The sequence below is a fragment of the Acinetobacter silvestris genome (assembly GCF_002135235.1).
GTDB classification, from domain to species: Bacteria; Pseudomonadota; Gammaproteobacteria; order Pseudomonadales; family Moraxellaceae; genus Acinetobacter; species Acinetobacter silvestris.
Genome location: NZ_NEGB01000010.1, coordinates 60,229 through 68,507 on the forward strand (window position 1 = coordinate 60,229; position 8,279 = coordinate 68,507).

An 8,279-nucleotide genomic window follows, 5' to 3' on the forward strand; every position below is an offset into this window, starting at 1 on the left:
GAATTGCTAAAAGCGTGATACACCAAACTTGCTTGAATTTAGTTGACGATGTTCCGCTTCATAAACGGTTTGCAATAAGAAAATCAGCACTTTTCGCGTATCTCTTGGGTCAATAATTCCATCATCATGCAGCATGGCGGTATTGAATAAAGCAGTGGATTGCTGTTCCAGCTTCATTGCCGTACTTTGTTCCAAGAAATCTAGCATTTGCTCATTTGGCTCCATGCCTGATGCCTTTTGTTTTCCTTCAGCCACAATACGCAAAACCTTACCCGCCTGAGCTGAACCCATCACTGCAACATGTGAATTTGGCCAAGCAAAAATAAAATCAGGGGATAAACTCCGACCACACATGGCATAGTTTCCAGCGCCATAGGAACCTGCAACCACAATCGAAATTTTAGGTACAGTTGCATTGGCGACGGCTTGAATCAATTTTGAACCATGTTTGATAATGCCATTCTGCTCAGCATCCGTTCCGACCATAAAGCCAGTAGTGTTATGCAAAAATAATAACGGTCGATTCGTTTGTTCACAGAGATGAATAAATTGTGCTGTTTTTGCTGCACCTTGTGGGGTAATTGGGCCATTATTGGTAATAATACCAATGTTTAAACCACCGAGTTTTGCCCAACCACTGACGGTATGACTGTCATATTCTGGCTTAAATTCCAAAAAGTCAGAATCATCGACCAAACGAGCAACCACTTCTTTCATATTTAAAGGTTGTTTCGGATCCGCAGGAATAATTCCGAGGAGTTCTTCTGCTGAATAACGTGGCTCTTTATAGCGAATATCTATTGTTTTGGTCTGTTCTTTCCAGTTTAAATGTTCAAATACCTCACGGGCGATACGTATACCATCGGCATCATTTTCTGCTAAGTATTCAGCTGTTCCTGCAATTTGAGCATGCATTTCTGCACCACCCAATTCTTCAGCAGTTGCGATCTCACCAGTAGCAGCTAATAGTAATGGAGGACCCGCCAATAACATTTCCGTTTGTTTACGTACCGTAATTACATAATCGGAAAGACCAGGTTGGTATGCCCCCCCTGCCGTTGCATTACCATGTACCACAGAAAGCTGTGGAATACCGGCTGCTGACATCCGTGCTTGATTAGCAAATGTCGTTCCGCCACTGGTAAAAACTTCTGCTGCATAATTGAGATTAGCACCGCCACTTTCAGCGAGTGTGACCATCGGTAATTTTTGTTCTAAGGCTATTTTTTGCAGACGTAAGGTTTTTTGTACCCCCATTGGTGCAATTGTTCCGCCTTTAATAGCACTATTACTAGCAGAGACGAGGCAACGTACACCACTGACGAAACCAATTCCTGCAATAATCCCACCTCCTGCATCAGAACCATCTTTATCATCATGCATATTATAACCGACCAGACCACAGAGTTCGATAAAGGGAGAATCTGCATCTAAAACTAGACGTACCCGTTCATGTGGTAGAATTTTTCCTTTCTTATCAAACTTGGGCTTTGCAGCATAAGACTTTTCCAGTCCTTTATTTTGGATCACACGAACTTCTTCGAGTTGTACCAATAATGCCGCTTTATTGGCTTCATACTGCTCACTGCCCACAGCAATTTCAGATTGTAGAATAGTCATTATTCAGTTACCTCTTGCTGCTCTTTCTTTTTAAGAACATCAGGAATAAAGGCTCGATGAAAGCCATTGAATGATTCGCTATTGGTCGCATCGGCAAGTGGATACATACGCGTTCCCTGAGAGGCTGCACCATCAACTCTTAAGGTGACACCTGAAACAAATCCTGCGGCATCAGATAGAAAATAACAAATAGCCGATGAGATTTCTGATTCAGTTCCCATACGTTTTAATGGGACATTTCCAGCTAAACTTGGAATAATAAATTTAGCAAAATCACCACTATAGTTATCCATTCCTGAAGAAATAATCCAACCTGGTGCAACACAGTTAACACGTACCCCTGAACGGCCCCATTCCACAGCAGCCGTTTTAGTGAGGTTATCGACTCCTGAACGGGCAGCACCAGAATGTCCCATACCTGGCATCCCCCCCCACATATCAGCAGCCATGTTTACGATACTGCCGCCATATTTTTCCATCCATTGGTTATAGGCTTCACGCATGAGATAGAAAGTGGAATGTAGATTATTCCGAACTACAGCATCAAAGCCATTTGCAGAAATACTTTCTAAATTTGATGGAAATTGGCCTCCTGCGTTATTAACGAGACCATCGAGCTTGCCAAATTTTTCAATCACTTCAGCAATCATATCTTTTACTTGCTGTTCTTCTCGGTTATCACACACGATAAAATGAACTTTGCCGCCATCTTCAATAATTTCTTTGCTGACATTTTCCAGCTTTTCAATTTTTCGACCTGTAATGATCACCTGAGCACCCAGTGACGCCAGTTCATGTGCAGTACAACGGCCAATGCCTGAACCACCGCCAGTGATAATAATAACTTTATCTTGAAATGCATCTGGTCTAAATATTGAGTGATAACTCATCTTATTCGGCTTCCTTTTCTATTTCGATTATTTCTAAATACATTGTTTTAAATGCATAATTTTCTAAATACTTTCCTTTTCAAAGGATAGTTTTATCTTTCATCAAATAAATTTGCTGGGATTTTTACTGGCATATCCAAGAGCTGCTGTGCAAAAGCTTTTCCTTGTGGATCAATACGTAAGCTGGCTACGCCGCCCCCACCCAATGCATTTTCCAACATGAAATTTAAGGCATTCAATTCTGGCAATTCATAACGAATTACTTTGCTCTTTTCAGCATCTAAAACATGTTTCATATATTCGGCTACATGGGCTTCGGTCAGGCTTGCACGAATCCAAGGTAAATATTCTGCCTTGCGCGCAATCACACCAATATTGCTATGATTACCTTTATCTCCACTACGTGCATGTGCCAGTTCAATCAATGCAACTTCAATTTCATTGCCTTGTAATTGCGCTACTTCACCACATGGATGTGCATTAAATGTTTGATTTAAATTGCCTTGAGGAATAACTACTACATGGCGTTGCCCATCAAGATCAATCTCAACATTGATTTGATCTTTATCAATCAAGAAAGAAAAAAGTTTAATCACTGGGGATGCTTTTGGACGCCCTCCGACAATTCCAGTTAATGCGGGTGCCATACCTGTTGAAGCCTGAGCAATTTCTGAGGCAAAAAACATGCAAGCTTCTTTAAACAAATGTTTCACTGCGATTTTCACCACAACCTCACGACTAGCCGTGTGTTGAGCATGTGCGCCATAAGTACTTTCTATACCAAGTATTTCCACTGATTTTTCTAAAAATGGTGGTACTGAGCGAAGTGCTAAAACACGTTCACATTTAGTTAAAATCGCATCAGCAATCACTTGTGCTTTTTCTGGCGCTTCACGTCCAGCAATTAAAAAGCTCACCAAAACTCGATATCCATCGGGGTAAGTTGCGCTGACTTTATATTGAGATGAAGACTCTCGACCTTTTGCACCTGTAACTGCAACACGATGTTCAGCCACTTGTTCTAAGTGAATATGACTAAAATCACAGGTCACATCTGGTAAGTAATAAGCTTGTGGATCACCAATCTCATAAACAATTTGTTCCGCCACCGTTGCAGTAGACACTAAACCGCCCGTACCTTGTGGCTTGGTCACAATAAAAGATGCATCTTCACGAACTTCCACAATTGGAAAGCCCATATTGTCAATGCCTTGTACTAAGCGCCAATCGGTAAAATTACCACCTGTACATTGTGCACCACACTCAATAATATGCCCTGCCAGTGAGCCTTGCGCCAATTTGTCATAATCATCCAAAGACCATTTATACTCATGCAATAATGGTGCGAGTACTACAGCTGAATCCACCACTCGGCCAGTAATCACAATATCAGCCCCTAAATCCAAAGCATCACGAATGGCTACTGCACCTAAATAAGCATTACAGCTGGCAAGATGAGTTGGTAGCTCCTCATCACTAAACATTTCTTTAATGTTTTGAGTTTTTAAATCCGCTTGCTTGGATAAAAGATCATCCCCTAAAACCACTGCTATTTTTAAATTTAAACCTTGTGCCTCAATCACTTTTTGTAATGCATCACGACAAGCCAATGGATTGACTCCACCCGCATTACTAATCACTTTAATTTTCTTATCACTGATTTTTTTGAGTAAAGGTGTCATCACCCGACTGACAAAATCTAATGCATAACCATGATTTGGATCAGTCATCATCGCCTTAGCCATAATCGACATGGTAATTTCAGACAAATAATCAAAGACCAAATAATTAATATCGGATAAATGCACCAACTGAAATGCGGCCGTATTGGTGTCTCCCCAAAAACCTGAAGCACAACCAATTTTCACGATACGCTGATCATCCTGTAGAGCCTCTGTCATTGTCTTCTCATTATTTTGTTTGAAATTTATGCTTTTTAATTTACCAAGCAAGCGCTTGGTTTGTAAAGAGCAAAATGTTATGCTGAATTGACAAAAATGTTCGTTTAAATTCTAAATGAGCAATAAGATATTGTTTTAATAGGAAGTACGCACCAAATGATCGCACACTCAATTGATGATATTCAACCGATTGCTTGCTTTGAAGATAGTCCTCGCGGTCGTTTATTATCTGGTGCTGCCTATTTGTTTCACAAACAAGGTTATGCAAAAACGACTGTCAGAGAGTTGGCACAATTCATTGGTATTCAATCAGGTAGCCTATTTCATCACTTTAAAAGTAAGGATGATATTCTCGCCCATGTCATGGAACAGACCATTATTTATAATCATGCCCGTTTAGAAGAAGCAATTCAGTCATCCACTCATCCCGAACAACAACTGAAACAGCTGATTAAAGCTGAACTCATCTCTATTACTGGTGACACAGGTTCTGCAATGGCCGTTTTAGTCTATGAATGGTTTGCTTTATCTACAGAAAAACAAAATGAATTGTTAAAACGCCGCAATCATTACGAAGATATTTGGCTAAATGTAATTCAAAAGTTATGTGATGATGGCAAGATTCAGCATGATGCTTTCATTTGGCGTCGCTTAATTGGCGGAGCCATTGCTTGGACCGTGACTTGGTATAATCCCAATGGCAAAATATCGATGGATGAATTAACACAAACGGTTTGGGAAATGGCAATGAATAGTCACAATCAATCAAATTGAGGATAAGTCACTTTTTATCCACAATTTGATCATTGATCACTTAATAACCCAACTGGCGGCTGGCTAAATCTTTCATAATTTCTTCTGTTCCACCACCAATCATATTCACTTTAACTTCTCGATAAATACGTTCAGACTTGGTACCGCGCATAAAGCCCATACCCCCTAATGTTTGCACTGCGGCATCTGCACAAAACTGCATGGTTTGTGTTGCGACATTTTTTAGCATACAAATTTGTGCAACTAAATCATTACCTTGTAATTCAGGTCGCCCCAAACGATATGCCGTATCTTCCAATAATGCACGAGTTGTAGTCAGTCGAGTTGCCATATCCACCAGTTTATGTCGCATCACTTGATGATCAACCAAACGCTTACCAAACGTTTTACGTTGTTGTGCCCATTCCAAGGCCTCTTCATAACAAGTCAAAGCAAAACCATAACTGCTGGAAGCCAAAAAGAAACGTTCCATATTAAAGTTATTCATAATTACCAAAAAACCCATGTTTTCAGCACCTAAAAGATTTTTTGCAGGAACTCGGACTTGATCAAAATGAATGTGTGCAGTATCGGATGCCCACCAACCCATTTTATCTAATTTGGTTTTAGTGATCCCCGCGCTATGTGCATCAATCAATAGCATCGAAATTCCATTGGCACCTTTTGCATCAGGGCCAGTTCGAACGGCAACAGTATAATAATCTGCACGCATTCCAGAGGTAATAAAGGTTTTTTCACCCGTGATAATATAATCATCCCCCTCTCGAATCGCTTTGGTCTGTAATGCCGCCACATCAGATCCGCCACCGGGTTCAGTAATCGCAAGTGCAGAAATTTTTTCACCTGATAATATTTGAGTCAGTACACTTTCTTTTATTTCTGTACTGGCAAAATGGTTAATCGGAGGTGCACCGATTGAATGCGATAATAAGGATGCACATAACCCACCCGAAGCTGTTTTGGCCAATTCAATAGAAGATAGCAAAACATAAAATGCATCTGTGCCTGATATTCCACCATAATTTTCATCAAAGCCCAATCCAAGTAAGCCTATATCTGCAGCTTTTTTATAGAGTTCTCTTGGAAATGTTTCCGCCTCATCCCATTCATTAATATGTGGCATTAATTCTTTTTGTACAAATTTTCGTACTGAATCTGCAAATGCAATATGTTGATCTGTATAGTAAATTGGATTGAGTTGCATATTTTACGCATCCTACATTATTTTTAGGTACCGCTTTTATAGTGACAGGAATTTTAGTTTTTTAATTTGCAATAATGATCAAATCACATCCTATTATTTATCAATTCATCATTCATGTAAGCAATGACGTACAACAGTTGTGACGAATAACGACTATAACGGCTCACAGATTTTTATTATCCTAACTATATAAGGAAACAGGACGTTTCCCAAACTAAAAACAATAATCATAAGTTTGAGCATCGGGAAATGAGGTAGAACAGGAGTTTACCTAGCGAATCAATACGAAGAAGCCTCATCAGGATGATGAGGCTTCTTTTTATTCCCAAATTCTATTATCAGCTTATAAGCTTTTTAAATAGGCAACTATTTCTGTGTTTTCGGCCATTTCTGCAAGCTCTAAAGCAGTATGTGGTGCTTTGTGCTGTACATCTGCACCTTTGCTCACAAGTAACTTGACCACTTCTAAACTGTCATTTTCAGCTGCGGCGTGTAATGCGCTATAACCTTCATCATCAGTAGTATTTACATCAGAACCATTGGCTAAGCTTTTTTCCACTTCTGCCACATCTCCAAGTGATGCCCAGTAGACAAGCTCGGGAAGATGAAGTTCTTCATCATCTTCAGGAATTGGGGAGATCGAATTAAATTGCATGGCTTAAATTTACCTATTCAAATAGCTTTTTATATCTTGCCATAAGTTCTTCTTCTGAACGTCCTGAAATTTTCGAAATTTTTTTATAATCTGGTAAAGGAGATTCTTCCAATAAAGGCTGAATAGCTTTGTTTTTTTTCATATCAAAATATAGTATAAACCCATGATTTTTTGTCAATTTTAAATCTATTTTTTTACTTACCACTTTAGGAAATTCATCTAAAAAATTATAAAACTCTATAATTAAATCATCATTTAATCTTAAACATCGCTCCGTCAAATCTATTAAACAAGATAAGTCACTTTGGTTAATTTTCGACTCTATTTCTATATCATTTAAATCAATATAAGCTGTATTATTATCATCAGATTCAAAGAACTGTATGCGAACTTTTTCATTAAATTTATTTCTAATATTCCATAATGAAAGTAAAGTATCGTAATTGGCAAAGAGAGTTCTAAGATATCCGACATTCAACCACTTAACATTTTCATAATCAGTTATAAAAACTAATTCATAATAATCATACTGATATTTTTTTTCTGTACCTACAATTGATGGTATAGCAAGAAATCTTTGATATGGATCAGAAGTTAAGTTTCCATGATAATTGAATTTAATCGACAACAATGATTGATGAATCTCATCTGCAATTAAAATCCATTTATTAATAATATCTAACTTTCTTTTTTCGGCAGCCATTTTTTCCTGCCTCAAATAAACTAAATAACCTGCACACGCACCTATAAATGAAGAAAATAAAGCCATCGCTATAGGAAAGAGATAATCTTTGAGAATGCTTGATTCTTGTTTCAATTGCAAAATTGCTTCAGCTATTAATTGCTCTTCATTCATTATATTAAGGTTTATTATCGAAAAATACTTTCTTATAACATAAAATATTTCCTTTCGAAGATATTCTAAAAATTTGATATTTAAGTTTTGACTGACTAATCACTACTAACCCTTTACCCCCCTTTATTCCGTACATATTTCCCATAAAAAAACACCCCAACTGTTAAGTTGGGGTGTTTTTAGAATTAATGAGCTGGCGATGACTTACTCTCACATGGGTAACCCCACACTACCATCAGCGCTAAGAGGTTTCACTTCTGAGTTCGGGAAGGGATCAGGTGGTTCACTCTTGCTATTGTCGCCAGCACAACTGTTTATGCTTACTCGCCAAGGTCTTATTGAATGCCTAGCTTTCGTCAAATGAGTTATTAACAGAAAT

Annotated in this window: 7 protein-coding genes and 1 rRNA gene; 1 reads left to right on the plus strand and 7 read right to left on the minus strand. The window is 38.5% G+C overall.

Annotated features, from left to right (window positions below; translation table 11 throughout):
• Nucleotides 1-6 precede the first annotated feature (6 nt).
• From B9T28_RS13790 to B9T28_RS13800, 3 genes are all read right to left on the minus strand, one after another.
• A complete protein-coding gene (locus B9T28_RS13790) occupies nucleotides 7-1,620 on the minus strand; it encodes an acyl-CoA carboxylase subunit beta (protein WP_086204557.1) in 1,614 nt (537 codons plus the stop codon).
• Nucleotides 1,620-2,510 carry an SDR family oxidoreductase gene (locus B9T28_RS13795; RefSeq protein WP_086204558.1) on the minus strand — a complete coding sequence of 297 codons (891 nt, stop codon included), beginning with the start codon at nucleotides 2,508-2,510 and terminating at the stop codon, nucleotides 1,620-1,622. The genes B9T28_RS13790 and B9T28_RS13795 overlap by 1 nt, the downstream gene beginning before the upstream one ends.
• A 92-nt stretch (nucleotides 2,511-2,602) precedes the next feature.
• The gene (locus tag B9T28_RS13800; RefSeq protein WP_086204559.1) at nucleotides 2,603-4,411 is read right to left on the minus strand and encodes an acyclic terpene utilization AtuA family protein; all 1,809 of its coding nucleotides are present in this window, start codon (nucleotides 4,409-4,411) and stop codon (nucleotides 2,603-2,605) included.
• Between the two features lie 156 nt (nucleotides 4,412-4,567).
• Here B9T28_RS13800 and B9T28_RS13805 point away from each other — a divergent pair, with 156 nt between their 5' ends.
• Entirely contained in the window at nucleotides 4,568-5,185 is a 618-nt protein-coding gene (locus B9T28_RS13805) for a TetR/AcrR family transcriptional regulator (RefSeq protein ID WP_086204560.1), read from the plus strand.
• A gap of 40 nt (nucleotides 5,186-5,225) precedes the next feature.
• Here B9T28_RS13805 and B9T28_RS13810 read toward each other — a convergent pair whose 3' ends face one another.
• The 4 genes from B9T28_RS13810 to rrf all read right to left on the minus strand — a co-directional run bounded on the left by B9T28_RS13810 (nucleotide 5,226) and on the right by rrf (nucleotide 8,206).
• Nucleotides 5,226-6,389 (minus strand): acyl-CoA dehydrogenase family protein, encoded by a 1,164-nt coding sequence (locus tag B9T28_RS13810; protein WP_086204561.1) that lies wholly within the window; start codon nucleotides 6,387-6,389, stop codon nucleotides 5,226-5,228.
• 343 nt (nucleotides 6,390-6,732) lie between these two features.
• Nucleotides 6,733-7,044 carry an ankyrin repeat domain-containing protein gene (locus tag B9T28_RS13815; RefSeq protein WP_086204562.1) on the minus strand — a complete coding sequence of 104 codons (312 nt, stop codon included), beginning with the start codon at nucleotides 7,042-7,044 and terminating at the stop codon, nucleotides 6,733-6,735.
• Nucleotides 7,045-7,057: 13 nt separating this feature from the next.
• Entirely contained in the window at nucleotides 7,058-7,900 is an 843-nt protein-coding gene (locus tag B9T28_RS15090) for a hypothetical protein (RefSeq protein WP_252053661.1), read from the minus strand.
• A gap of 191 nt (nucleotides 7,901-8,091) precedes the next feature.
• Nucleotides 8,092-8,206: ribosomal RNA gene (gene rrf, locus B9T28_RS13825) — 5S ribosomal RNA — on the minus strand.
• Nucleotides 8,207-8,279 lie beyond the last annotated feature (73 nt).